Source organism: uncultured Croceicoccus sp. (assembly GCF_947496385.1).
Classification (GTDB): Bacteria; Pseudomonadota; Alphaproteobacteria; order Sphingomonadales; family Sphingomonadaceae; genus Croceicoccus.
Genome location: NZ_CANMCP010000001.1, coordinates 373,530 through 399,311, shown reverse-complemented (window position 1 = coordinate 399,311; position 25,782 = coordinate 373,530). Strand labels below are relative to the sequence as shown.

General features: G+C 61.8%; 17 protein-coding genes. 4 read left to right on the top strand and 13 right to left on the bottom strand.

Annotation, left to right across the window (positions count from 1 at the left end; genetic code table 11):
* Positions 1-194: 194 nt before the first annotated feature.
* From Q0897_RS01910 to Q0897_RS01890, 5 genes are all read right to left on the bottom strand, one after another.
* Positions 195-2,255: a glycoside hydrolase family 97 protein gene (locus tag Q0897_RS01910; RefSeq protein ID WP_299307570.1), complete on the bottom strand. Its 2,061-nt coding sequence runs from the start codon at positions 2,253-2,255 to the stop codon at positions 195-197.
* A complete protein-coding gene (locus Q0897_RS01905; protein WP_299307220.1) occupies positions 2,255-3,868 on the bottom strand; it encodes an alpha-amylase family glycosyl hydrolase in 1,614 nt (537 codons plus the stop codon). Before Q0897_RS01905 ends, Q0897_RS01910 begins: the two co-directional genes overlap by 1 nt.
* Complete coding sequence (locus tag Q0897_RS01900; RefSeq protein ID WP_299307219.1) at positions 3,868-5,724, bottom strand: alpha-amylase family glycosyl hydrolase; 1,857 nt, start codon at positions 5,722-5,724, stop codon at positions 3,868-3,870. Before Q0897_RS01900 ends, Q0897_RS01905 begins: the two co-directional genes overlap by 1 nt.
* Entirely contained in the window at positions 5,721-7,256 is a 1,536-nt protein-coding gene (locus tag Q0897_RS01895) for a tryptophan halogenase family protein (protein ID WP_299307568.1), read from the bottom strand. The genes Q0897_RS01900 and Q0897_RS01895 overlap by 4 nt, the downstream gene beginning before the upstream one ends.
* A 94-nt stretch (positions 7,257-7,350) precedes the next feature.
* Positions 7,351-10,134: a TonB-dependent receptor gene (locus tag Q0897_RS01890; protein WP_299307218.1), complete on the bottom strand. Its 2,784-nt coding sequence runs from the start codon at positions 10,132-10,134 to the stop codon at positions 7,351-7,353.
* A gap of 288 nt (positions 10,135-10,422) precedes the next feature.
* Between Q0897_RS01890 and Q0897_RS01885 the strand changes: the two genes are divergently transcribed.
* On the top strand, positions 10,423-11,466 hold the full coding sequence (locus Q0897_RS01885; RefSeq protein WP_299307217.1) for a LacI family DNA-binding transcriptional regulator: 1,044 nt from the start codon (positions 10,423-10,425) through the stop codon (positions 11,464-11,466).
* Positions 11,467-11,571: 105 nt separating this feature from the next.
* Complete coding sequence (locus Q0897_RS01880) at positions 11,572-13,125, top strand: MFS transporter (protein WP_299307216.1); 1,554 nt, start codon at positions 11,572-11,574, stop codon at positions 13,123-13,125.
* A gap of 179 nt (positions 13,126-13,304) precedes the next feature.
* Here Q0897_RS01880 and Q0897_RS01875 read toward each other — a convergent pair whose 3' ends face one another.
* Positions 13,305-13,757 (bottom strand): MarR family transcriptional regulator, encoded by a 453-nt coding sequence (locus tag Q0897_RS01875; protein WP_299307215.1) that lies wholly within the window; start codon positions 13,755-13,757, stop codon positions 13,305-13,307.
* An 80-nt stretch (positions 13,758-13,837) separates the two neighbouring features.
* On the opposite strand from Q0897_RS01875, the gene Q0897_RS01870 reads away from it, so the two are divergent.
* Positions 13,838-14,293, top strand: a complete 456-nt coding sequence (locus Q0897_RS01870) for a hypothetical protein (protein ID WP_299307214.1) — start codon at positions 13,838-13,840, stop codon at positions 14,291-14,293.
* Positions 14,294-14,599: 306 nt separating this feature from the next.
* On the opposite strand, the gene Q0897_RS01865 is transcribed toward Q0897_RS01870, so the two are convergent.
* The 7 genes from Q0897_RS01865 to Q0897_RS01835 all read right to left on the bottom strand — a co-directional run bounded on the left by Q0897_RS01865 (position 14,600) and on the right by Q0897_RS01835 (position 25,262).
* Positions 14,600-15,427, bottom strand: coding sequence for an NYN domain-containing protein (locus tag Q0897_RS01865; protein ID WP_299307213.1), 828 nt, complete (start codon positions 15,425-15,427; stop codon positions 14,600-14,602).
* Positions 15,428-15,595: 168 nt separating this feature from the next.
* Complete coding sequence (locus Q0897_RS01860) at positions 15,596-17,521, bottom strand: HWE histidine kinase domain-containing protein (protein WP_299307212.1); 1,926 nt, start codon at positions 17,519-17,521, stop codon at positions 15,596-15,598.
* A 428-nt stretch (positions 17,522-17,949) separates the two neighbouring features.
* Positions 17,950-18,672, bottom strand: a complete 723-nt coding sequence (locus tag Q0897_RS01855; protein WP_299307211.1) for a response regulator — start codon at positions 18,670-18,672, stop codon at positions 17,950-17,952.
* Entirely contained in the window at positions 18,669-20,909 is a 2,241-nt protein-coding gene (locus tag Q0897_RS01850; protein WP_299307210.1) for a response regulator, read from the bottom strand. Before Q0897_RS01850 ends, Q0897_RS01855 begins: the two co-directional genes overlap by 4 nt.
* Positions 20,910-20,941: 32 nt before the next feature.
* Positions 20,942-21,469 carry a YfiR family protein gene (locus tag Q0897_RS01845; protein ID WP_299307209.1) on the bottom strand — a complete coding sequence of 176 codons (528 nt, stop codon included), beginning with the start codon at positions 21,467-21,469 and terminating at the stop codon, positions 20,942-20,944.
* Between the two features lie 10 nt (positions 21,470-21,479).
* Complete coding sequence (locus tag Q0897_RS01840; protein WP_299307208.1) at positions 21,480-23,543, bottom strand: TonB-dependent receptor; 2,064 nt, start codon at positions 23,541-23,543, stop codon at positions 21,480-21,482.
* Between the two features lie 18 nt (positions 23,544-23,561).
* On the bottom strand, positions 23,562-25,262 hold the full coding sequence (locus Q0897_RS01835) for a bifunctional diguanylate cyclase/phosphodiesterase (protein ID WP_299307207.1): 1,701 nt from the start codon (positions 25,260-25,262) through the stop codon (positions 23,562-23,564).
* Between Q0897_RS01835 and Q0897_RS01830 the strand changes: the two genes are divergently transcribed.
* Positions 25,261-25,566, top strand: a complete 306-nt coding sequence (locus Q0897_RS01830; RefSeq protein ID WP_299307206.1) for a hypothetical protein — start codon at positions 25,261-25,263, stop codon at positions 25,564-25,566. The genes Q0897_RS01835 and Q0897_RS01830 overlap by 2 nt on opposite strands.
* The last annotated feature ends 216 nt before the right edge of the window (positions 25,567-25,782 follow it).

Sequence of the window (25,782 nt, the reverse complement as noted above, 5' to 3'; positions counted from 1 at the left end):
CCTCGTGCCGAACCGGCGAGGCCGAATGCTCGCACTTGCACGCGCCGATGCCGCGACTGGCGGACACCGCGCCCGGCACCCGCTCCGAACGCGGCATGCTCTTGCCACCCGAAGCGAATGCGGCACGCAGCCCCATCATCGCTATCTTCGGCCCCCAGCCCCGACAGCAGGCCAGGGGCCGAGGGCGAGCACGCTCAGCGCGGCACGAGCTGCATCGCCAGCCCGCCACCAGGCGCCAGCCGCACGGCATAGCTGTCACCCTTGCGCACCGTCACCGTATCATAGGCGATGTCGTGCCGCTTTTCGGTCAGATAGGTGGCATCGGGCCCGTCCTTCCACACCTTCGCGGTGTAGGCCCTGCCCTCTTCCAGAAAGTCAAAATCGAGTGTCAGGTTACGCTCGGTCGCGTCGTTGACGCCGCCGACATACCAATCCTCGCTCGCGCGGTCCTTGCGCGCGAAAATGGCATAATCCCCCACCGCACCCGCGATCAACCGGCTTTCGGACCAGTCGGCCGGCACCGCCTTGATGAATGCGAGTTCGCGCGGATGGGCGGCCAGGCTTTCGGGGAAATCCGCCGCCATCTGGATCGGCGAATAGATCGCGAGGTAGAGGCCAAGCTGTTTCGCCAGAGTGCTGGCGATCGGATAATCCTGATCCCCGACGAGGCCGAGCACGCCGGGCGTATAATCCATCGGACCGGACAGCAGGCGCGTATAGACGAGCGTGGGTGCATGGTCCGGCCCGTTGGCAAAGGGCGCCCATGCATTATATTCCTGCCCCCGCGCCCCTTCGCGCGCGACCCAGTTGGGATAGGTGCGACGCAGGCCCGTATCCTTGACCGGTTCGTGCGCATTGACCGCGACATGGTTCTTCGCCGCTTCCTGCAGCACGCGCAGGTGATGCTGCACCTGCCGCTGTCCGTCGTGCCATTCGAAAACCTCGGCATCGCCGACGCACGGATCGGCGATATCGGCGTTGCACGACGTGATCCCGCCCGCGTCGGCGACGTAACCCGTCTTTACCCAATCCACGCCGAGATCGCCGTAAAGCTTCATCGCGTCGGCGAGCTGATCCTCGTACACCTTGATATTGCCGCCCGTTTCGTGATGGCCGATGAGGCGCACGCCTTTTTTCCGCGCGTAATCGGTAACGGCCTTCAGGTCGAAATCGGGATAGGCCTCGGTAAAGCTGTAGTCGCGGCCGTTGCCGAACCAGTTGCCGTCCCACCCCACGTTCCACCCTTCGACGAGCACGCCGCGAAAGCCATGCTCGGCGGCGAAGTCGATGTAGCGCTTCGTGCGTTCGGTGGTGGCGCCATGCCGGTCGCCCGACGCCCAGGTCCATCGGTTGGAGATCATACCCCACCAGATGCCGATATATTTGCCCGGTTCGACCCAGCTCACGTCGCCGAGCCTGTTCGGTTCGTTGAGGTTGAGTTCAAGGTCGCTTTCGACAAGGCCCGCGGGCCCGTCGCTGATGCGGATGGTGCGCCATGGGGTGGTGAAGGCGCCCTCGCGCACGACCTTGGCGCCGCGGCTCGACGGGGCGAGCGTGGCGCGGAACCGCGAGCCTTCCATCCTGCGCAGCCACATGCCGGAATAATCGACCAGCGCCGCCTCGTGAAACGACAGATGCGTCCCGTCCGCAAGCCGCATGGTGATCGGCGTGTGCGCGATGCCGACCTCCTCCAACGGCGTTTCGTTGTAGAGATATTCGTAACGGTTGAAGTCGCCGCCGGGGATCCACCACGCCTTGCCATCCGCCGCCGCCTCGGGAGCGATGGCGAATTCGGTCAGCTCCTCGGCAATGTTCGCGACCGGCATGTCGGCGCTTTCGGGAAATTCGTAGCGAAAGCCGATGCCGTCGTCGAACACGCGCATCCGCACGGTCAATGCACGCGTGCTGGTGGCGCGCGCCTCGCGGAAGGTGACCGACAGCTCGTTATGATGGTCGCGCACGAAGCGGCGTTCGCCCCACGGCTGCTCCCAATTTTCGTCATGGGTGGCGCGGGTCTCGGCCTCGACCGTGAAATTGCGGCGCATCGGTTCCGCATCGGTGAACAGGAAGCCAAGGTCGCTATCGGCGATGAGCGGCTTTCCATCGCGCGTCACGCGGTAAAACGCAACGCCATCCCCATCCACGTCGAGCGTCACGACGGTGCGCCCGTCCGGGGAGGTGACATCGCCCGCGAAGGCCGGCACCGCACTCGACGCGAGCAGCACGCCCACCGCCGCCTTCATCGCGGCGCGCATCATGCCCGCACCATCACCGCGGCATAGGGCCCAAGGCTGTCCGACACCGAATTGACGCTGCATAGGGTTTCTCCTTGGGGTATCTGTATGTTGTCGAGAGTGTCGGGCGACATGTTGAACAGGCACACCACCCGTTCCCCGCCCGTAAAGCGTTCGAGCCTGAGCAGCGCGCCGCTGGCTTCGCAGGCCGCGCCGCCATGCCGCAAGGCGGGCGATGATTTGCGCAATGCGATGAGTTCGCGGGTCAGCGCGAGGAGCGAGGCAGGGTCCGCGTCCTGTTGCGCGACGGACCTTTCGAGGTTCTCCTCGCCGAGGGGGAGCCAGGGGGTCTCGGCGCCGAACCCGCCGCCCGCTTCGCCATGCCACGGCATCGGCGTGCGCGCGCCGTCGCGCGACAGGGTCAGCGGCCAGTTCGCGATCGCCTCGGGATCCTGCAATTGATCGAAGGGAATATCGACCTGGGTGAGGCCCAGTTCCTCGCCCTGATAAAGGATGATATTGCCGCGCAGCGACGCGAGCAGCGCCATCTTCATCCGGGCGAACCGCTCCCGGTGTTCCGGCGCGCACCAGCGTGACACGGCGCGCGGCGCATCGTGATTTTCGAACGCCCAGCTCGGCCAGCCCGTCCCGCCCGTCTCCGGCCATTCGGCCAATGCTGCACAGACAAGGCCGGGCGTCAGGCGATCGGCATAGAGGAAGTTGAAGCCATAGGCGGAATTCAGCCGGCCATCGCCCTGCGTAAAGGCCTTCATCTCCGCCTCGGCCTCGTCGCCGCCGACCTCCGCAACGGTAAAGATCGCGTCATAGGCGTCGGTGACGGCCCGGATCCGTTCGATGAATCCGGGAATGTCGGGATGCGACATGTTGTGGATCTTGCGCTGAAAATCGAAGGGGCGCGTGCGCGGGCGGTCGGTCGGCGGGGCCGGCGGATTGTCGCGCAATTGTGGATCGTGCATCGCGAAATTGAGCGCGTCGATGCGAAACCCGTCGACACCGCGATCGAGCCAGAACCGCATCACGTCCAGAATTGCGTCCTGCACTTCGGGATTATGCCCGTTGAGCTGCGGCTGGCAGTTCAGGAAATTGTGCAGGTAATATTGCCCCCGTCGCGCGTCCCATGTCCAGGCCGGGCCGCCGAACACCGATTGCCAGTTGGAGGGCGGCGCCCCGTCGGGCTTCGCATCGGCCCACACGTACCAGTCGCTGCGCGGATTATCGCGGCTCTTCCGGCTCTCCACGAACCAGGGATGTTCGTCCGAGGTGTGGGAATACACCTGATCAATCAGCACCTTGAGCCCCAGCGCATGCGCGCGGGCGACGAGCGCATCGAAATCCGCCAGCGTCCCGAAGATCGGATCGACGTCCCGGTAATCCGCGACGTCATAGCCGAAATCCTTCATCGGGCTGGTGAAGAAGGGCGAGATCCAGATCGCATCGACACCGAGCGAGGCGATATGCTCGATCCGGCTGGTAATCCCCGGAAGGTCGCCGATTCCGTCCCCGTTCGCATCCATGAAGCTGCGCGGATAAACCTGGTAGATCGCCGCGCCGCGCCACCATTCGATGGCGGCGTCGGTCTGCGCCATGGGTTCCTGCGTGCTGACGTCTGCCATCACTTTGCCTCCAGTTCGCACACGGCCCAGCCGAATGCCGGGATGGTCAGCCGCACGCTGCCGGGGGCAGTGACCGCCGCCGGGCATTCGCCCGCAAGCGGGGTCAGCGCGCGGGCATCGTAATCCACCGCGATGTCGCGTGTGATCGGCTCTCCGGACGTGTTGAACGCGGTGAGCACGCGGCTCCCGCTCGCCGCATCGTAACGCTCCACCGCGAGCAGGCCCGGCCCCTCGTGGTCGAAACCGCGCACGGTGCTCAGCCCGCGCCGCAACGCCGGCGAGCCGGTGCGCATCGCCGACAATTCGCGGATCAGCCGGTACAGCGGGTGCCCGGTATCGAAATTCGCCTGCACCGTGGTCGCATCGGTGCCGAGCAGGGCATTGTCGTTATAGGCATCGACCCGGCTTTCGAACATGTCCTCGCGCGCGAGCTGATCATTGCCGTCGGAGATGAAGCCCTGCTCGTCCCCGTAATAGACCGTCGGCACGCCGCGCAGCGCGAACATCATCGCATGGCCGAGCTTTGTCCGGGCGAGCAGTTCGGCGCGATCGCCGGTTTCCGCATAATCGCGCAGGAACATCGAGAACCGCCCGAAATCATGATTGCCGAGGAACGTCGGCAGGCCGGTCGCGGTGACCGCCCCGCCGGGATAGATCACATCCTGCGTGAGGAGTTCCGCCATCACGGCGGGGCTTTCCTTGCCGCTCGCGACGAGCTGCGCCGCCTTTGCGAACCCCATGTCGAGAGCGTAGGGCAGATCGGCCTCCGCCATGACCCGCGCGGCGGTGACGGCATCCGGCGTGTCATACGCGATCTCCCCGAAAATGTGGAAGTTGGGGATGCCCCGCGCCTCCGCACGGGCGAGCATGGCGGGCACGAAGGCCTGCCAGAATTCGGGATTCACGTGTCTTGCCGTGTCGATCCGGAACCCGTCGATCCCGTACCGGTCAATCCAGTCGCCGAAAATCGCGATCATCCCATCGATCACGCGCGGATGTTCGGTGAACAGATCGTCGAGCCCTACGAAATCGCCATCGACGCTGCTCTCCCCGGTCCAGAACGTGTCGCCGCGATTGTGATAATAGATCGGATCGTTGAGCCAGGCAGGCACCTTCACATGGCGCTCCCCCTCCGGCACGACGGGGGTGTAGGCAAAGGACGGATCGGTCAGCCGGGCCCAGTTTTCGGCGCTCGGATCGGCGGGATCGAACCCTTCGTTGATGGCCGGGCCGCCGGGACCGCCCCGCGTGGAATAGGGATAGTCCCCCTTGCTGCGATAGGCGTATTCGTCCTCGGCAAAGCGGATCACGTCGGCGGTGTGGTTGGCGATGATGTCCATGTAGACCTTCATCCCGCGCGCATGTGCCGCCGCGACGAAGGCTTCGAAATCCGCATTGGTGCCGAAATGCGGATCGACCTGCGTGAAATCGGTGACCCAGTACCCGTGGTAGCCCGCGCTGAAACTTTCCGGATCGCCGGGCTTGCCCTGCACCGGCTTGTTCTTGAAAATCGGCGCGAACCAGATCGCGGTGACGCCCATCCCCTGAATATAGTCGAGCTTTTCGGTCAGGCCCTTGAGGTCGCCGCCGTGGTAGAACCCCTTGTGCGCCGGGTCGTATCCGCTGCGCATCCGGTCCGCCGGATAGCCGCCGCGATCATTGGCGGTGTCGCCATTCGCGAACCGGTCGGGCAGCACGAAATAGATGATTTCATCCTCCACCCCGCGCTCACGAAAACTCTCGGGCGCCGGTGGGGCAACGGCGGTTTGGGCAACGGCGCTTTGGGCAGGTGCGGGCGTGGCAATCGCAGGCGCGCTCGCCATCAGGGCGGCGGCGATCAGGGCGAAGCGTTTCATCGGGCTGTCTCCATCATGGCGGCAGATCGGGGCGTGGATGGCGATGCGCAAAATTCGCGCAAGAATTCGACGTGGGTCGGCATGGTATCGACGAGCGACGCGATGCTCCCCGCCATTTCGTTCAGCATGCGGGCCAGCACGTGCGGCGCCAGCGCATCGGCATTGGGGTGGGTCGCGCGCGGGACGACCCCCTGCCCGATGAGCACCTGTATCCAGCCCGGCTCGGTAAACAGCTCGTCATGCTCGCGCCGGACAAAGCCGGTGGCGCGGAACAGCGCGAGCCGCGCGGCAAGTCCGTCGGGGAGCGTCATCGCACGGCAGCGATCCCAGAACGGCTGCCCCTCACGCCCATTGGCGGCGTAGTGGAGAATGAGGAAATCGCGGATGCTCTCCCATTCGAACCGTGCCTGCCGGTTGAACTCCTCCGCCATCGCGGCGGGCACGTCGCGGCGGGGCAGCATGGCAAGAAAGCGCGCGATGCCCGACTGTATCAAATGGATGCTCGTCGATTCGAGCGGTTCGAGAAAACCCGCCGCGAGGCCCAGCGCAAGGCAATTGCCCTGCCATGGCGCCGTGCGCATCCCGGTCGTGAAACGCAGATGGTTGGCAGTGCCGATCGGCGCGCCGTCGAGATGGGCGCGCAGGACCGTTTCGGCCTCTCCCTCCGACAGGAACTCGCTGCAATAGACCAGCCCGTTGCCGGTCCGGTGCTGCAACGGGATGCGCCATTGCCACCCCGCCGCACGGGCCGTCGCGCGGGTGTAGGGCAAGATCTCATCCGCCGCCGCGCTGGGCACCGCCACCGCGCGGTCGCACGGGAGCCAGTGGCTCCAGTCGGCGAAATCGTCGCGCGTCGTCTCGTCCGTAAGCAGCGCGCGAAAACCGGTGCAATCGAGGAAGAAGTCCGCCTCGACCCGCCGCTCCGCATCGAGGGTGAGCGCGCGGATCGCCCCGCTTTCGCCATCGCGTTCGACCGAGACAATCCGCCCTTCGATGCGCTCCGCCCCGTGCGCCTCGGCAAAACGGCGCAGGAAACCGGCGTAGAGCGAGGCATCGAAATGATAGGCCCAGGGCATGTCGGCGGCTCCGCCACCCGGCGCCATCTGCATCTTTCCCGCGCGCGCCGCCCTGTCGTTAAGCGCATAGGCGGATAGATCCTTCGCCACGCCAAGCTCCCGGCCGCGCAGCCAGAGCTGATGAAACGGCAGCAATCCCGCGCCGCGCCCGACATGGCCGAAGGCGTGCATGTAGCTTTCGCCGTCGCGCCGCCAGCCGTCGAACGCGATGCCGAGCTTGAACGTGCCCTTCGTCGCGCGCAGGAATTCGGCCTCGTCGATGCCCAGCCCGCGATTGAACAGGCGGATCTGCGGGATGGTCGCCTCGCCGACGCCGACCGTGCCGATCGCCTCCGATTCGATCAGCACGACCTCGCACCCGGTGAGCTTTGCAAGGGCGGCGGCGGCCATCCACCCGGCCGTCCCGCCCCCCGCGATCCCGATTTTCAGCGGTCGCCTTGCGCCATCGTCCTGCATCACGGCCTTGGTCCTCCCTCGTCCCCGTCAGACGGTCCGGCCGGCGGGGGAGCGCGCCTTGCGATGATCGCCGCGCCCCCACCGGTCGCCTGGATCAGAACTTGTAGGTGAAGCCGGCGAGGAAGCGGCGCCCGTAAAGCTGATAATCGACCACCTGATTGGACTGCGCCCCGGTGGAGACGAACGGCTGATCGGTCAGGTTCTGCCCCTGGAGGTAGAGGGAGAGCCCCTCGAACGTGCTGCCGGCCTGAAAATCATAGCCGATCTGTCCGTCGATGATCGTCTCGGACTTTGCGGTGCGGCGCACGGGCGAACCGCCAAATCCGGTAAAATCGCCGAGAAACTCCGAACGATACCGCGCGCTGAGCCGGGTGTTGAAGCCCGCCCGCTCGAAATAGGCCGTGCCGTTCACCACCCATTTGGAATAGCCGGGGATCAGCGTCTCGTTACCGTCCGCATCCTCGATCCCGGTTTTCGTATAGCTTGCGCCGCCGGTGACGCCGAACCCGCGCAACGTGTCGGACAGCGTGTCGAAGGGCAGCGTGACGGCGAGTTCCGCACCATAGAGATCGCCCCCGCCCGTGTTGGTCGGCGCCTCCAGCGTGCCTTCGGTCGACAGGCCGGGGAAAGCCTCGATCCCCGTCGGCGGCGGGAAGTCCGAGTAATCGAACGCGAAACGCCCGTTGAAGACGTAGCTTTCGATATCCTTGTAGAACAGCTGAAGCGCGACGACCCCGCCGGTCCCGAAATATTTCTCCACGTTGAAATCGACCGCATTGGCGCGATAGGGACGCAGAAACGGATTGCCGCCATTGCCGCGGATCAGCCCGCCCGGCACCGAATTGTCGATGCCATACTCAATAGAGAGGCGCATGTCGTCGAGCCGAGGTCGCATGATCTCGCGCGCGGCGGCGACGCGGACCACCCAGTCGCTGTCGAGCCGGAGCGAGAGGTTCGCGCTCGGCAATACGTCCCAGTAATCGGCCCCGCGCGTCGCGATCTCAGGACCGCTCGCCGGGAAGATGAAGCCGGTCGAATCCTGCTTCGTATTGATGCCCTGCACGCCGACATTGCCGGTCAGGATGCCGATATCCAGCTCCTGCTCGATATTGGCCTGCGCGTAGAGGGTCACGAGATCCTCTTTGACGGTATAGCTCTTGCTGAGCACGTCATTGGCGGCATTCGGCCCGGTCGTGACCCGCGGTTCGAGCGCGAGGACGCCCGCGGCAATGAGGTCGCGCGGATCGTAACTCACGATGGGGCCGAGCCCGAGATAGGTAAGATCGGTCGCGCGCAGCAGGAATTGCGAGGGGATCGCCACCTCGGTCGCCCCGCCCGGAAGACGCACGAACGCTTCGTCCGGGGTCAGGCCCTTTTCCCGCTTGGTATAGTTCGCGCCGAGCTGCACGCTGCGCAGGAAGCCTGCGTCGAACTCCTTCTTCACCTCGCCGCGGAACTGGAACAATTCGTCTTCGATGATGCGATTGTTGGAGTAGCCGGCCTGCGGAACGGCGCCCCCGCCCCAGCCGAGCGGATCGGTCAGGAAAATGCGATCGGGGTCGCTGTAATCGAGCGAGGGATTGAACACGGTTCCCGTATCGCCGGAGGCAAAGGTGATCTTCGCCGCCGAACCGCGTCCGGTGGCCGGACCGTTGAACCCCGTCCCCGAATAGCTTTCCAGGCTCAGCTCGTTACGGTCGGTGCGCGAATAGCCGAAGTCGAAGAACGCGCTGAACCCGTTGTCGTCATCCCACAGCGCGTTGAAACCGCCGGAGTAAAGATCGGCCTTGCGCTGAAAAATATCGTTGCGGATCACGCCGCGGACATTGTTGAACTGCCCCGATGTGACGAGCCCGTCCTCGACCGTGAAACCGGCCGGGTCGAAGCGCGTCGGCGCACCGAAGGCGAGCGGAAGTTCAATGCCGCGCTTGGTCTGGTCATCGTCGAAGTTCGAGTAGAACGCATCGAGCGTGAGTGTCAGCTTCGACATGGGCTGCCACTGCACCGTGCCATTGATGCCGAGGCGCTTGAGCCGGGTCGAGGTCACATAGGATTTCGACCCGCCGATGACCGCCGCATCCTCACCATTCACCTGCGTCCCGGCATAGCCCCAGGCATTGAATTCCTGGATCTGATAAGGCTCGTCGACATAGGACGCCGCGACCGAGACACCGAGCGTGTCGTCCGCGAACTGATCCACGAAGGTTCCGTTGACGCGGTAGCCCAGCTCCTTCGACCCGGCGTTGAGCGCACCGATGTCGGCCCATGATCCGCGCGCACCGATGGCAATGATCTGCTTTCCGGTTTCGAGCGGGCGAATGGTGCGGATGTCGATCGTCCCGACCAGACCCTGGCCGACAAGGCTCGCGGTCGGCGATTTGTAGACGACGACCTGATTGACGATCTCGGAGGGATACTGGTCCAGTTCGACCGAGCGGTTGTCGCTCGTCGTGGTCTGTTCCCGCCCGTTGAGCAGCGTTTGCGAGAAATCCGGCCCGAAACCGCGGATCGCCACGACATTGGCGCGGCCATTAAGCCTTTGTGCCGCAAGGCCGGGAAGACGCGCAATCGATTCGCCGATCGACGCGTCGGGCAGCTTGCCAATATCCTCCGCCGTGATCGATTCCACGATCTGGTCGGAAAGTTTCTTTTCCGCGACGGCGGTTTCAAGGCTGGCGCGAAAACCGGTGACGACGATCACATTGTCCCCGGTCTTGTCCGGATCGGTCACCGGGCGGGCTTCGTCCGTGACCTCGGGCGTTTCGGGCTGCGTCGTTTGCGCGAATGCCGTGCCCGGCATCGCTCCCCCGGCAAAGGCCAGGGTGGCGGTGATTGCGGAAATGCTGATGCCGCTGCGAAGCGCCTCGCGAAATGCCATCGGTTATGCCCTCTCCGGAACTGGCCGCGTTGGGCCGTCCAATTGTCGTGTTGCCTCAATCCGGCGGATGGGTCCGGTCTTCCGGTTCACCGCCATGGCCATCACCGATACGCCTCGTCCTGCCCCATGCGGAAGACAGCATACGTATGTGCCTCCTCGATCGGCGGTTTGCGGGCAGGCGAACCGGGGCGGCCGGATCGCCCGCCGCCACATTGCCAAGCCCGCACGGACGGAGTAGCGTTTTGCCATTGGGAACAAGGCGCTTTCGCAGCGCGGGGGAGAACGGTTTTGGGACGCGCGCCGAGCGGCAGGCCGACGAGTTTCGACATCGCCTATCGCGCGGGCGTATCGCAGCCCACCGTCAGCCGGGCGCTGCGCGGAGACAAATCGGTGAGCGCGCAGACCCGCGCCCGGATCGAGGCGATCGCCGCAGAGCTCAACTATACCGTCGACAAGAATGCGAGTTCGCTGCGTTCGCAACGCTCCAACACCATCGCGCTGCTCTTTTTCGAGGATCCCACCCCCGATGAAAGCATGATCAATCCGTTCTTTCTCGCGATGCTGGGGTCCATTACCCGTGCCTGTGCCGATCGCGGGCTGGACCTCCTCATCTCGTTTCAGAGGATGGAGGATGACTGGCACGTGCGGTATCAGGACAGCCACCGTGCCGACGGGCTGATCCTGCTGGGCTACGGCGATTACACGCTCTATCGCGAACGGCTCGATCAGCTCGAGCGGCAGGGCACGCATTTCGCGCGCTGGGGTTCGGTGTCGAGCGATGCGAGCGGATTGACCGTGGGGACCGACAATCAGGCCGCGGGGCAACTGGCAGCCGAACATCTGATGGCGAATGGCCGGCGCCGCATCGCCTTTCTCGGTCATGCGGACGAACATTATCCCGAATTCGAAGGGCGCTATCGCGGATTTTGCAATGCCCTGCGCGCACGGGACATCGCGTGCGAACCGTCGCTGCAATTCGATGCGATCACCACCGAGGAGGCGGGCCATGCCGCCACGCGTGCCCTCATCGCGAGCGGGCGTCCCTTCGACGCGATCTTCGCGGCCAGCGACCTGATCGCGATCGGCGCGATGCGCGCACTGGCCGAGGCGAACATCGCGGTGCCGGACGCGGTCGCGGTGGTCGGCTTCGACGATATTCCCGCCGCCTCTCTCACCACGCCGCCCCTCACCACCATGATGCAGGATATTTCGGGGGCCGGCCGCGCCCTCGTCGAAGCCCTGCTCGCGCAGATCGAGGGGCGCGACCTGCCCCCGCGCAAGCTGCCCGCCCGGCTGGTCGTCCGGGGGTCGAGCGGGCACGGCGCGGCCTGACCCTCACATTCGTATGCAGCCTTGTTGCCATTGCCGCTTCGTGCGAGCGATGGGGCGTTGCGCGTGGGCATGAAGACCTGCCGGACACGGATGAGGATATTGCCGATGACGAGCGCCACCCGCACCGAAAAACCGCGTCAGAGTTTCTGGGGCCTGTTCAATATCAGCTTCGGCTTTTTCGGGATTCAGATCGGCTTTGCGCTGCAGAACGCGAATATGAGCCGCGTTTTCCAGACCTTGGGCGCGAGCATGGATGCGCTGCCCGCGCTCTGGATCGCGGCGCCGCTCACCGGGCTGATCGTGCAACCGATCATCGGCCACCTGTCGGACCGGACGTGGAACCGGCTCGGTCGTCGTCGCCCCTATTTCCTGAGCGGGGCGTTGTTTGCCGCCATCGCCCTGCTGCTCATGCCGCTAAGCCCGGGCTTTGGTGCGCCGCTTCTGTTCGCGGCGGGCATGCTGTGGGTGCTCGACGCGTCGCTCAACATCTCGATGGAGCCGTTTCGCGCTTTTGTCGGCGACATGCTGCGCACGGATCAGCACAGCGCGGGCTATTCGGTGCAGACTGCCTTTATCGGCGCGGGCGCGGTGGTCGGCTCGATCTTTCCCTGGCTGCTCGAACAGTTCGGCATTTCGAACGTCGCCGCGCCGGGGCTGCTTCCCGATACGGTGCGGCTGAGCTTCTGGTTCGGTGCGGCGGCGCTGGTCCTCGCCGTGCTGTGGACCACCCTCACCACCCGGGAATACAGTCCCGAGGAGCAGGCCGGTTTCGCGGGCACCCCCACCGGGATCGACACGGGCGAGCAAGTCGGCGCGCTCGCCCGGAAATCCTATGCGGGCGCGGCTCTCTGGATCGTGGCGGGCGTGATCGTATTGTTCGTGGTGAGCGCCCTCGATCTGGGCAAGGAGACGCTGCTGCTGGGCGCGCTCCTCGCCGCGTATGGCATTCTGAGCGCGATCGCGATCGCGCTCAGCCGGCGGGGACGCACGGCCAACATGCTGTCCAGCATCGTGGGCGATTTTGCGGGAATGCCGGATGTCATGAAGCGCCTGGCCCTCGCGCAATTCTTCAGCTGGTCCGCGCTTTTCATCATGTGGATCAACACCACGCCCGTCGTCACGCAATATGTCTTCGGCAGCACCGATCCGGCCAGCGCCGCCTATAACGAGGGGGCAAACTGGGTAAACGTGCTCTTCACGCTCTATAATGGCGTGGCCGCCGTCGCCGCCTTGACCCTGCTCCCGTGGATGAGCCGCCGGTTCGGACAGGTGACGACGCATATGATCTGCCTGCTGCTCGGCTCCGCGGGGTTCCTCGCGTTTTTTCTGATTCGCGATGCGAGCGTGCTTCTCCTGGCGGAGATCGGCATCGGCATTGCCTGGGCCAGCATTCTTGCCATGCCCTACGCCATTCTTGCATCCAACCTTCCGCAGGCGAAGCTCGGCATCTACATGGGATTGTTCAATATTTTCATCGTCGTCCCGCAATTGCTGGTGGCGACGGTCATGGGCACGATCATGAACACGCTGTTCCCCGGTGAACCGATCTGGACCATGCTCTTTGCAGCAGGTGCGTTGGGCGTTGCGGCGCTTACCATGCTGCGCGTCAAAAGCGCGGTGCCCGGTGATGGGCGCAACCGCCATCCACACACGGCGTGACGACGGGCGAAGGATTGCCGGGCGATGGCGATCGGCGGGCCCTGCCAGCCGGATGCAAACCGCCTTCCGTTTCGCCGAGTGCGCCCGTGCCGGGTTCGCGATACGCGGCCCGAAAGCTCACACGGCGGCTTCGTGATATCCTGGGCTGGTAGGGCTGCGAACGACCTCGTTTCTGGCGGTCATTCGGATGAGGTTAGCATCGCAGATTTCCTGTCTCGATAAACGATCTTTTGCATCAATACGACAAGCTGCCGCTGCTCCTGCGCTGACAAACCGGCCATGGTTTCGGCATTCACGGAGCTGGCCGCCTCGATTGCCGCATCGTGCAGCCCTCTTGCACGGTCGGTCAGCCAGATCCGCTGCACCCGGCCATCGGCCGCGTCCTTTTGGCGCCGGACAAGCCCATCGCGTTCCATGCGCGCCAATGTGTTGGCCATGGTGGCCTGTTCAATGTCCAGACGTTCGACCAGCTCCTTTTGCGTCAGCCCGTCTCCTTCCCACAGTTCCAGCAGCGCCGGGAATGTGCCGGGGGTAAGCCCGAGCGGCCGGATGCGCGCAGCCAGCCCTCTCTCGAACAGCCGCGCCGTGTGATTCACGAGGTAGCCGGCTGACAGGTCTTTGGAAAATTTCATAACGCGCGGATAGCACTTGCATAGCAAGCTATACAAGATTACATAGCTAGCTATATTTTAGATCAACGCGGAAGGTTCCCATGGCGAGAATGATCCACCCGATCGCAGGCGCGCTTGCTCTGCTCACAATTGTTTTCTTCTGGTTCTCCACGGTGTCAGCAGAACTGTTTGGCAGTGGTGCGCTGCTCGTCACGGTCAAGACCATGATTCCGTGGGGCTTTCTGATCCTGATCCCATCGCTGATGGCGGCAGGCGGCTCCGGTCTTCAATTGGGCAAGGGATGGCGAAACCCGTTGGTCAGCGTGAAGCGCAAGCGCATGCCCATCATTGCAGGCAATGGCCTTCTGGTTCTGATACCGTCCGCTCTATATCTGTCGTTCAAGGCTCAGGCGGCGTCTTTCGATGGCTGGTTTTACATCGTGCAAACGATTGAGTTGATCGCGGGCGCGGTGAACATCGCCCTGCTCAGCCTCAACATGCGCGACGGACTGCGCCTGACCCGCAAACGGCCGGCGGTGGACGACGCCAGCATTTGAGCAAGCTGCATATCCCTACGAGTGGCCGCTACGAATGCTTGTGATGGGATCGGCAGTATTGAGAGACAGAAGCCAGGAAAAGCCGACCCTGGAAAGAGCCACCGCGAGCGTCACCAGACACCGATTTCGCGGTCGCACAGCACGCAATTTCCGCCCCTTCAAAGCCGTAATTCGTTCATCGAGCCCTGACCGACCACCATCGGGACCGAGCCGCCGTTCGCAAACATAAACGAGAGTGCCCGGTTGCGGCGCGGGCGGAAGGACATCGGCAATTTGCTTCACGGGTACACGCATGATGCCGAGGGTCTAGTCACTCGGTTGCGATGACCGATCCTTATTGCGCTTGTCCGCGACAAAGCACTGTCCGTTTTCGGTTCGATGGATGTGAAACAGGCCCGTCGCCTCGAACAGCGCGGTGAAATTTCGAACGCCGTAATTGCGGGGATCGATCGGGGCCTGTCTTTTTACGGCTGCTCCCGCTGCGGACATGTACGACCAGCCATCCTCGCGGGCGGCGGCTTCGACGGCACCTCGCAATATGGTGACAAGCTTGGTGTCCTGCGACAGCGCCCTGCCCGCTGACTTCGTGTCTGACGAGGCCGTTCCGTTGCCCTCTGGCTTGACCGCCGTTTTGGGCATTATGGCTGGCGTCAAAGGAGCCGCCGGAACGAGCGGTTCGTCCAGCGTGTCGAGGTAGAGAAACGCTGTGCAGGCGTTAACGAACGGCGAAGGTGTCTTGCGCTCACCAAAACCGTAAACCTCATGCCCGTTTGCCCGAAGTTGCATGACCAACGGCGTAAAATCGGCATCGCTGGAGACTATGCAAAATGCATCGAGATTCTGCGTGTAGAGCAGTTCCATGGCGTCGATCACCAGCGCGATATCGGTCGCATTCTTGCCAGTAGAATAGCTGAACTGCTGAACCGGTCGGATCGCGAAATCGTGCAGTTTTTCCTTCCAATTCTTCAGATTCGCGCTCGTCCAATCTCCGTAGGCATGCCGAATATTTGCCGTCCCATATTTCGATAGTTCGGCCAGCATCTCCGCGATCTTGCCATGCGGCACATTTTCGGCATCGATAAGTAACGCAATCTTGCAATCCTGTGTATTGCGGCCCCGATCTTCCAATTCCATTGCGTCCCCCGAACCGGATTGGTCCTCTTCTCTCGAAATTGTGCACCGGACGCTACCGACTTTTGCGCAGGAGCGTATGGAAATCGACAGTGCACGGTGCGTTCGAGACGGAAAAATCTGCTCCTCGAAGCTTTCATTCGTATGCAAACCGCTCTCGGTTTTGCCGCGTCAATTCGGGATTTGCGGAATGGTTGCGCGCACTTTGCAAGTAACTCCTTCGGAGAGGAACTCGATCTTAACGCTCCCGTTGAGTTCCGCCGCCAGCCCACGTTCCAGCATCTTGCTGCCGAAACCGCGCTTTTCCGGGGCGACAACCGGCGGCCCCCCAAACTCCTGCCATTGGAAATCCAGTTCGTTGGCGCCCACTTTCCAGCGCACATCCACGCCGCCACCCGGCACGGAAAGGCTGCCATATTTGACGGCATTCGTCGCCAGTTCGTGCACGGCCAAAACCATCGATATCGCCGTCCTGGAAGGAAGCATCAGTTCGGGTCCTTCCATGCTGATGGCATGGCCCGCTACGTGGGGGGCGATAGCATCCTGCACGAGTTGCCTCAGGGGGGCCGGCTCCCAATTCTTCTTGGTCAGCAGGCTATGCGCCGCGGCCAGGGCCATCAGCCGTCCTTCGAGTGCCTTGCGGATTTCGGGATCGGACGACGTCATCGTCTGCGCAACCAGTCCCTGGACGATCGCCAACAGGTTCTTCGCGCGGTGATTGAGCTCATCGATCAGCAGCACCTGATGCTCCTGAAAGCGCTTCTCTTCCGCGATGTTCCGGGCTTCGATGACCGTGCCGATCGGCTTTCCCTCATCGTCGAGGACCGGGCTCGCAGTGAATCCGACGGGGTAGAACGATCCGTCCGGCGCGACGAACAATTCCTCACCTGAGGTCTGCGCACGTTCGGGAAAGGCGCGATCAATCGGGCATTCCTCGATCGGATAATGCGATCCGTCGGGCTTTTTGTGGTGGACGACGTCGTGCAACGGCCGTCCTCGCATGTCCTCGAAAGCATAGCCGGTCAATTGCTCTGCCGCGGCATTCGCGTAGACGCAAATCTGCTGCTCATCCATGAGGAACACCGCCTCTCGCGTGTTGCTGAGAATGGCGTTGAGCCGGCGGCTCGTTTCGCGAAGGATCCGCTCGCTCCGGACGCGCTCGATGTGAGCCCATGATCGTTCCACCACTTCGCGCGTCAGGCCGAGTTCCGCGTCCGTCCATACCCGCGGCGTCGCGTCGTGAACCGCCATCAAGGCAATCAGCCTGTCGTCTTTTACGAGCGGCAAGCAGATCGTCGCGGCGATACCGATGCTTTGAAACGTCGCGGCGGCATCTGATGAAATTTGAGCGGCCACATCATCCACGACAAGCGGCAGATTCGACGTGAGATTGGAAACCGCAAGCTCGCCGAAGTCGGTCAGTTGGTAAGTGCCGACGATGCTGGCCGATCCCGGAGCCGTCCAGTCTCCCGTGATCGTGAAGCCGTTTTCATCCTTGTGCATGTCGGCATATGCACAGATGGAAACGCCGAGGAATTCGCCCGTCAATCGCGCGACCGTGCGCATGATCGCGGTCGCATCCTCAAGCTCCTGCGTCGCAGAAGCGAGCCGGTCGAAGAAGGACAGCCGGCCCATCAGCTCGGCCTGGATGGCTTGTGAATGACGCAATGCAAGCTGCGTAACGGCCTGCGCGCAGATCGCCTGGAATGCGCTCCGCTGCTCACCGGTCATGCTGGCCGGGCGGGCTTTTGTATCCGCCACGATCAGGGTGATACTCGCAGGCCGGCTCGTAAGCTTTTCGCGAACACCCGCCATGAACCGGAGTGGTTCGCCTTCGGATTCGACCGTATTCCCGACCTCGAGATCGGGAAGGACCAAAAGCTGGCGTTCTTCGAACCTGGCGTGCCAATCCGTTTCGTAGGCTGTGCGGATGGATCGCTCGTCTCCGACAGAGGCCGCCAGACGCTCCGTTCCGCGCTCCTCGATCCAAAACGCCGCAACGGGGGCTTCAAAGAGCAGGCGGGCGAGCTGCAACAGGCCGATGAGCGCGGCGTCGGCTGAGCCTTCGCCTTCGAAATTTGCATCGACTGTCTGCATTGATCACTCCGATAGCGAGGCATCGCTCGTGCTGAGCTCATTGCCACCATTCCGGATATTTCGTCAATTTTTCAATATGAAGAGCGCGTGACTGTAGATTGACCGGGCCCTTCGGATTGGTGCCAGAGGATCATTTCCTCCCGGTCCAGCGAATGGCCGCCCATCGTCAAGACGGTGCGCTGCAGTCCGATCAAAACTGCTATGCGAGCGGTTCGACCATTGATGCAGGGTTTCGTTAGGATAGCAGATGATAGAGGGCGTCAAGCGCGCTTACGGTTGTCGAGTAGACAGCCGAGGCGTGCGTTGCCTCGTCGAACTTATCCGCGCGCTCTGCGAACCGTGAGGGTTGCGCTTTCTTCATGAAGCGCAGGGCCGCAGCCTTATTCCTGGCCTTCGTGATCGACGGCGCGCCGGAGGTGAGCCCCGGCCTAGTCTCCGTCCAGGACTAGCTGGTTCAAAAGCTCTTTCAGCTCGTAAATCAACGCGAGATTGGGGGTTTTCCCGTCCACGACGCTATCGAATACGACATTGAACTTTTGGCTGATCTCGGCCAACGGGAGATCGGCAAGGGTCTTGGGCCGGGGGCTCTGAACGGATCCGGCTGATCGCTTTGCCAACTCCTGTTCATGCTGCAGGCGCAACGCAATTTCGGACTTCAGCTCGCTCTCCATATCGGCAAGAACAAGGTTTCGCATCGTCACCTTTTCATCGAGAGCGGCATTCGACATCCGCAGATCTGACGCATTCCCCTGTTTTTGCAGCTGGGAATCGATCCTGGCGCGCAGCACCACATAATCGATCGGCTTGGTGACATAATCATCCGCCCCCGCCTCGAGCGCTTCTACCGTGGCCTGATTTTCGGCGCGGGCGGTGACCATGATCACCGGCAGATCGACCGTCGCCGGATCCGCGCGCAGGTGCCGCAGGACCTCGATGCCGTTCATGTTCGGCATCATGTAATCCAGCAGCATGATATCGGGCCGGATGCGGGTCAGCAACTCCAGCGCCGCTTCGCCGCTGTCGACGCTCATGGCGTTATATTTGTGCAATTCCAGCTGTCGGCACAGGACCGAACGATTGGCCGCCATGTCATCGACCACGAGCACCATCACCTTCTGGCGATCCGCGTCGCTGAGTGATGTCTTGATCATGCCGCCACTCCTCTGGGTCTGCTGGTATCGAAATTCGACAGCGTCCTGGCCAGATGGCTGGGGCTGAGGCCGTGCTTGAACAATACGCTCTGCACCTTGCTTTGCAGTTCGCTTGCATCCTCGTTGCTCATCGCCTTGCCGGTCACCACGAAGATGAGCGGCTTGGGACGATCGGAAAATTCCGCGATCCATTGGATAAGATCGTGACCATCGAATTCGGGCATGCGCAGATCGGTGATCACGAAATCATAATCCTGCGCGCGCAATAAAGCCTGCGCGTCCCGGCCATTCACGGCCACGTTGACCGTGTATCCCGCTCGCTCCATGCCGCGGCCATACATTCGCGTCGTTGCCTCATCATCATCGACGATCAGAATCTTGCCCGACCGGCGCGCGGCATATTGCGCCAGCACCCCGGTCACCTCGGTACGGCTGACCGGTTTGATGAGGTGTTCGCACGCGCCTGCGTCGATGGTGGCCTTGCGATCGTCATTGACTGACACGATGACCACGGGCGTGGCGGAAAGCTGCGGATCGCTGCGCAATTCTTTCAACACATCGAACCCGTTCACCTGCGGAATGGCGAGGTCCAGGAGGATGATCGCGGGATTATGTTTTCGGATAAGAGCCAACGCCTTTTCGCCGTCGTTTGCCACCGCCGTGGCGTAACCGGCCTGAATGGCTATGCGTTCAAGCAACTTTGCAGCGCTGGGTTCATCGTCGACCACCACGGCCAGCAGCTTTGAGCCGTCAACTTCGATGGTGTTGGACGTGACGACATCCGGGCGGACATTGGCCGGGATCAGTTCGCTACCGGAATCGGTCAGGGCTTGCACGCTATCAAGGTCGGCCTTGATCCTGATGGTAAAGGTGGAACCGACGCCAGCGCAGGATTCAACCTCGATCGTTCCGCCGAGCAATTCGGCAAACCGTTGCGTAATGGTCAGACCGAGCCCGGTGCCACCAAACCGGCGGGTCGTCGATGCATCGGCCTGGCTGAAAGGTTGAAACAGCCTGTCGACCTGTTCTTCACTCATCCCGATGCCCGTATCCGAAACGGAAACGACCAGATCGCTGTTATCTCGCCGCGCGAGAATGAATATCCGGCCATTTTCGGTAAACTTACATGCATTCGACCCCAGGTTTAGGAGCGATTGACGCAGCTTGACCGAATCCGATTTCGCGATCCCTATATCCCCGGCAATCTGCAAATGAATGCGATTGCCGCGTTGGGCAGCCATCGGTTCCAGCATCTTTCTGACTTCTTCCATGATGCTTGCCACATCGAATTCGTGGATATCCACATCCATCCGACCCGCTTCGATCTTGGACAAATCAAGAATGGAATTGATCAATTCCAGCAATTGCTGAGCCGAGCTCGCAATCCAGCCGGCATCTTCTAGCGATCGTTGATTGTCCGCCCCCTGCAGTTCCTCAAGCAGTACATCGGCATATCCGATGATCGCGTTGAGGGGCGTGCGCAATTCATGGCTCATATTGGCAAGAAACTGCGACTTGGCGACGTTTGCCGCCTCCGCCTGATCGAGCGCGACGGTAAGCTCGTCGGCCTTTTCGACCAGGGCTTCGTCGCGGCTGGCAACGGTTTCCACCATCTTGTTGAAATTATCGGTGATCAGCGAAAAATCCGGGTCCAGTTCCGCCTCGAGCCGCATGGTGTAGTCATTGGTGATCGTAAATTTCTGGATGGCGTCGTTCAACCGGCCGATGGGCGCGAACGCCATGCTGTTCATCTTTCGCGCGACGACCATCGATATCATCAGACACAGCGAAAACAGGACGAGGATCGCCGTCCAGGTTTCGCCGACGATATCGCTGAACGACCGCAATCTGACCTTCATTTCAACCCAGCCGAGGCGCACTCCATCGACCGCCACCATTCTGCGGACGGTTTCCAGTTGATCGGTATCATCGCCAAGACCGGCCGCCGAATTTTCATAAGACGTGAACAGCGTCCCATCGTTCGCAAAGACGGAAACCGATGCGACATCCTCGATCCCATTGATCGACATCAGGTTCTCGCGCGCGGCTTCCGGATCTGCAAACATCAACGCGGGGCCGGTGTTGGATGCGATGACCTGCGTAATCTGATTGTGCCGCTGCGACGCCAGACGGCCTTCGGTGAGAAATTGCATCCCGATCAGGCCGAGGCTCGCCAGCAACAACGCCACGGACACCAGCATGGCGCTGGTCACGGTCAGCTTGGTCTTGAATCGCATGTTCGCGAGACTGCCGCGCGACGGGCCCTGCATCACCGGGCGACCTTTGACGCCAATCGTATCAGGCGCGAGCTGATCGTAAGCTGGCTGTTCGATGCCGCAACCAGGTTCAGCTGGAAACGCACCTGACCGCCGCTTTGCACCAGACCGACCGTGCCGCCATTGTCGATGAAGCGGCGGCCACCCCCGATCACCAGACGCCCGCGAGCCGAAGCGCGCTGAATCTGATCGCGACCACCGGAATCGAGATAGACCACATCGCAGCCGAAATAGGAGCCATCGCGCGCGGTTCGGACCGATACGATGCGCGACCCGGCCCGGCGGCCGGAGAACGAGCGGAACGCGTCATATCCGTCGGCGTCCGGCGCCACGCAAAAATCGATCGTTCCCCTTTGTTCAGGGGCAAACTCGATAAAACGCAGCACGTTGAACACGATCGCGGCACGCAATTGATCGACTTCGCTGGATCTTGCGCTGGCCGGCGTGATCGTCGTCGCCCATGCCAATCCACATACAGCGACCAGTCCGGACAGCTTCGAAAGGGTTGAAAGCTTGAACATCACAACCCCCTCAGAACCGGTACCGTAGCTCAAGCGCTACGTTACGAGGGACAGTGGAGGGCGGCGCCGGATAGGTATCGAACAGGAATTCGAATCTGCGCTGTTCAAGCAGGTTTTCGCCCACGAGAGACAGTTCGAGCCCGTTCGGTGCTTCGTATCTCAGCCGGACGTCGCCATCGAAATAGGACGGCACTTGCCCGCCGATCAGTTCGTCCACGAAGCGAATCTGCGTGTTGAGCGAGATCGAGGTGCTCAACTGGAAGTTATTGCTGAGCGTAGCCTGATGTTCGGGGGACCCGTCCAGCGGCAGGAACCCGTTGAACCGCTCGCCACTCCGCCTGTCGGTTCCGGTTCGGCCCTTGAAATAGGAATAGCCCAGCTGGCTGTTCCACCACGGCGCCACCTGCCCCTTGATCAATGCTTCCAGCCCCCAGGTTTCGGCCTTGCCGCGGAACTGGAACTGCGCCGTGGTCGTGAGACTGACCGGGAACGGAACGTTGGGAATGAAATTGGGCTCGACCGCGACGAGGGTCGGCTCCGCCAGGCTATCGTAGAAATTATAGTAGCCTGCGACGTCAATGCTCCATTGGGGTGCAATATTTGCGCGAAAACCCGCCTCGTATGCCAAAAGGTTCTCAGCCTCGGAATCGGGCGTGCCAAGAAAGCTCGTAAAAATGGGGAGCGGCGAGGGATTTCTGCGTGTATAGGGCGGCAGGGCGGCAAGCTGAAAATCCGCGTAACGTTCGAACCGCGATGGCGTGCGAACCGCGCGTGATACCGCGCCCCAGATCGCGAGATCCTGGTTCGGCCGATAGAACATCCTGACGCCGGGCTGAAATTCCACCCCGGTGAAATCGTTATATTCAAGCTTGGCCCCGATCGTCAGGCGCAGCGTCTCGGCGATGAGGCTGATATCGTCCTGGACGTATCCGCTGATCCAGTAATCGGTTCCTTCCCGGTCGAGGAAATCGACCCGCGGATCGATCAGCACGAAGCGATCCGACATCGCCCGCAGGTTCAGGCCGAAATTGATGTCATGCGTTTCGTTTAGCCGCCAATTGGCACCGAAATCCAGATCCGCAATCGACCATTCAAAATCGAAATAGCCCAGTTCCTCGCGGCCCACGGTGGTATAATAGGCCTGAAGCGAGTAATCGAGCTGCTCGCTGTGCTCGCGCCGCCAGCGTCCCAGAACGCTGAATTCATTATAATCGACCGCGGTCAGCACCGGGATCGGGGTGGGATCAATCTGGGCCGGATCGATGTTGAAAGTGGTCGTATCGCGGGCGCCGATCTTGTAATCGGCCTGAAGCGTGATCGCATCGCGGGCGGTCGGTTGCCAGTCGAATCGTGCACCCAGCGCGCCTTCATTCGCGGCCGTGCCGAGGTCATCGCCGCTGAGTGACTGCAAGCCCTGATCCCGGCGATATACGCCGTTGATGCGGATCGTCGAATCCGCGCCGATTTCGCTGCCTGAAGACAATTCCACGAGTTGTTCGCGCAGACCTGCACGGGCGCTTGCCCGAAGACCCAGCGTATCGGCACTGTTCTTGGTGATGATGTTGATGACGCCATTGACCGCGTTCGCACCCCATAAGGTGGACCCGGGCCCGCGGACGACCTCGATCCGCTCGATGTCGTGCATCGGGATGTTGAGCTGATCCCAGAAAACGCCCGACAGTGTTGACACATAAACCGACCGGCCATCAACCATGACCAGCATCGATCCCGAATTTCGGCCATTGAACCCGCGGATGGTAACGGCGGTCACGCCATTGGTTATCTGGCCGACTTCGACGCCAGGAACCACGCGAAGCAGATCGGTAATGGTGGAACTGGCGGAATTGCGGATCTCTTCCTGCGTGATCACATAGACCGCCGCGGCGGAATCGTCGACGTTCTGGCGCTTTTTGGCGACCGAAGTCGATTCAAGCACCAGCAGGTCTTCCAGATCGGTGCTCAGCAGGTCATCACCCGATGTCGTCTCAAGCAGCGTGTCAGTCTGGGCATGAGCGGGCATGGCCAGCCCGGCCAAACAGCTCGATGTGAGCAAGATGGTGGCAAATTTTGTCATGATGATCCTGCTGACCGATTAGGCGGCTTCATTCCGTTTGGCGGCTTTGGATTGTTCTTCTGTCAATCCGGCCCTACGGGGACGCCGCTGGTAACTTGCGGACAGTTGCTTGAGCTTTTCGAACGTGACGGGACGTGAAAACAGAAAGCCCTGCAGGACATCGCAGCCCATCGATTGAAGAATCTGCATCTGCTTTTTGTTCTCGACCCCTTCTGCCACCGAGTGGAATCCGAGGCTGTTGGCGAGACTGATGATGGTTTGAACCAGCACATGCGCTTCGGTGCTGTATTCGATATCCTTCAACAGCGAACGATCGATTTTGAGGCGGGAAACCGGCAGCATGAGGAGGTTGGCAAGGTTGGAATAGCCGGTCCCGAAATCGTCAATGGCGACGGTCACGCCGAGCTCTGCCAGCTTTTTAAGGTTCCTGAGGCTGACCTCGGGATTGGATACGGCCGCATCCTCGGTCGCTTCGATCTGGAGCAGCTCGGGCGAACATCCCCACCGCCCGATCAGCGATCGGACGAGCGAGGGAAACTCTATCTTCTCGAGCCTGTTGGGTGATACGTTGACAGCGATCATCAACGGCATGCCGTCCCGTTCAAGCTCTGCGATCCTCGAAACTGCGTCGTTGATGACCCATTCGTCGATGGCCGCGGAAAGGTTGGATCGCTGAATGGCCGGAAAGAAATCAGCCGGCGTCAGCACCCCGCGCGTGGGATGGTTCCACCGCAGCAAGGCTTCCGCGGAACAGATATCCAATGTTCGAGCATCGATAAGCGGCTGAAAATAAAGCTCAAGCTCGCCACGTGCGATGGCGTCGCGAACCTCGTTTTCCTCCTGTTCCGCCTTGCGCGCTGCATCGAGGAGCGATTCCCGGTAAAATTCGCACCGGTTTTTTCCAAGAGCCTTGGCCTGATACATGGCCACATCGGCCTTGCGGATCAAATCAAGGTAATCGGTACCATGTTCGGGCGCGAACGCGACGCCGATGCTCGCGCCGATCTGCACCGTTTTCGTTCCGATCTGAAAAGGATCGGACAGAATATGAAGAATGCGATTTGCTATTTTCTGCGCCACGCTGCCTGAGCCGGTTTGCGCAACGAAAATGACGAATTCGTCGCCTCCGAACCGGGCAAGGGCCACATTCGACGCACGGGTTTCCAGGTGACCCGAAAAATCGTGGCGCACGACCATCTTCAGGCGTTCCGCCAGCAGGATCAGAAGCTTGTCGCCCTGGCTATGGCCCATCGCATCGTTCACCTGCTTGAAACCGTCGATGTCGATGAACAGCAGGCAATGCGTAGAATCAGCTTCGGCTTCGCGCAGGCGATGCTCGATAAAAGCTTCCAGCCCAGCGCGATTGTTGAGCCCGGTCAGCGGGTCTCGTGCGGCGATCGACTGGAGCTTTGCAAGCTGTTTATCGCGGTCTGAAGCAGAAGCATCGCCCCCGTTTTTTGAATGAGCAGTCTCGTGCGAGTTCTGATCGGCCGTGAGCGGGTTGGGGATTTGTTGTAGTTCCGCATTTTCCCGCTGCCACCGTCCGACGATCAGACCGAGGATACCGATCGAGATCATCGCGAGGACTTGTGCGCCAGATAGAAGAGAAAGTCCGACAGTGATCAATGCAAGCGCGACATGCGCTTCGTTGCGCGCGAGCAGACGCCTTGCCAAATCCGGCAGTGCTTTTGTCCTTCTGCCTGAAGCGATCCTGTCCATGGAAACGCTCTGGCAGGAACCCGTAAACACGACGTTATTCGACTCTGCCAAGAGCCCTTATGATCTTAGCCGGACAATTGGGTTTACCGGCACGCCTGATATGGCGCTGGAAGCCTTGAGCCGTGATCATGCCAAGGGTCTGCGCAGGCCGCATAAGCCTGGCAAAAACAGCCCGAGCTATCCACGTATCGGCCTTCTGATGCCGTTGCGGGCGCAACTCCGTCAGCGCTTTTCGCGACACGGTCCTGTTCAACAATTGAAGGGATCTGACGTGCGGCGGCGGATCCGCCTCGAGCGAGCCTGACCCCCACTCCGATCGGCGCGGGCGACGCGGTAGTACTCTAGAGCTCGTGAAACATCGGCCCGCTTTGTCCGCCAATCCGCTGGTAGCGCGGGACGCACCCGCCCTTCTGTATTGTCGCTTGTCCATCGGCGTCGTGCCCGGTACCGATCCGAACTATCGGCGCGGCGAATTAGCCGGTCGCGCGTTCAGATCGCCGGTACAGGTCGGGCCCATCTG